At 72.7% G+C, this 1,227-nt stretch carries 1 protein-coding gene and 1 pseudogene; both read left to right on the top strand.

From position 1 onward, the window contains the following. Positions 1-878, top strand: a pseudogene (locus ABZ646_RS46945) (glycosyltransferase family 2 protein); the annotation flags it as partial. Positions 879-883: 5 nt separating this feature from the next. Beyond that, positions 884-1,227: dTDP-4-dehydrorhamnose 3,5-epimerase family protein (locus ABZ646_RS46940; protein WP_360534003.1), on the top strand; the 344-nt coding region annotated here is incomplete at its 3' end.

Here is a 1,227-nt window from a genome sequence, read left to right as displayed (position 1 = left end):
GCACCGCGGCCCGGTTCAGCAAGGCCAACGTCGACCTGGTGGTGCGCGAGCGCGAGACCCACGCGCAGTTCTTCCAGCCGGTCGAGCTGACCCGCGAGACCGTGCCCGTCGAGGGAGAGGCCGGCCGGGTGCGCCTGGTCGTCCGGGCCACGGCCACCGTGAACCCGGCCACCGCCGCCAGCGGCACCCCGCTGACGGCAGGCCTGTGGGACGCGTTCGTCCGGCTGACGATCGGCGGCTGGACCCGGGAGCACCGGCTGTTCCCGGTGTCCAGGGACCCGCTCCCCGGGATGCCGGTCCCGGGCGTGGTCGGCGGTCGGCGGGTGCTGCCGTACTGGACGGTCAAGAACAACTTCGCCCTCGACGTCGACATGGCGAGCAAGCGGCTCGGCTTCGGCGAGTTCAAGCCCGAGGACTTCACCGTGGCCGGGGACCGGCTGCGCGCGGTGCTGCCGTTCCACGTCGACGGTGACGTCAAGGCGGCGGTGCGGCTGACCGGCCCCAAGCCCGCCGCCGAGGTGCTGGAGGTGCCCGCCACGCTGTCGCCCGCGGAGGGCGGCGGCGCGGTGCTGGACGCCCCGCTGCCGGTCCGGTCGCTCCAGGAGGGCGGCTGGCGGCTGGCGCTGTCCCTGCTCGCGGACGTGGCCGAGCCGCGTTTCTTCACGCTGCCGCTGGTCGTCCGCAACTCGCCGGCGGGTCTGAAGGTGGTCAAGCCGGCCAAGAAGAAGTCCGCGGCGGCCACGGAAACCGAGGCCGCCCCGAAGCCCCGGCCGGGCGCTGTCCGCAAACTGGCCCGCAAGCTGCCGCTGCCGGTGCGCCGCGCGCTGGTCAGGGCACTCGGCAGGGGCAGGACGCCCGCACGACAGGAAGGCAAGTAAGAACCGTGCGACCGCTGAGCATCGAAGGCGCCTGGGTCCAGGAGCCGAAGGTCTTCCCCGACGACCGGGGCAGCTTCCACGAGTGGTTCAAGGCGGAGGACTTCCGCGAGGCACTCGGCTACGACCTCGACCTCGTGCAGGCCAACTGCTCGGTCTCCCGGCGGGGCGTCCTGCGCGGCGTCCACTTCGCCGACGTGCCGCCGAGCCAGTCCAAGTACGTCAAGTGCGTACGCGGAGCGGTGCTGGACGTCATCGTGGACATCCGGGTCGGCTCCCCCACCTTCCTGCGCCAGGAGCACGAGGGCGACGCGGGCATCGTCTACTGCCTCTCCCGCAAGTCCGTCGAATC

Origin of the sequence: Streptomyces sp. NPDC007162 (assembly GCF_040634175.1) — a bacterium.
In the GTDB taxonomy this organism is placed as follows: domain Bacteria; phylum Actinomycetota; class Actinomycetes; order Streptomycetales; family Streptomycetaceae; genus Streptomyces.
This window is presented reverse-complemented; position numbering and strand designations above follow the sequence as displayed.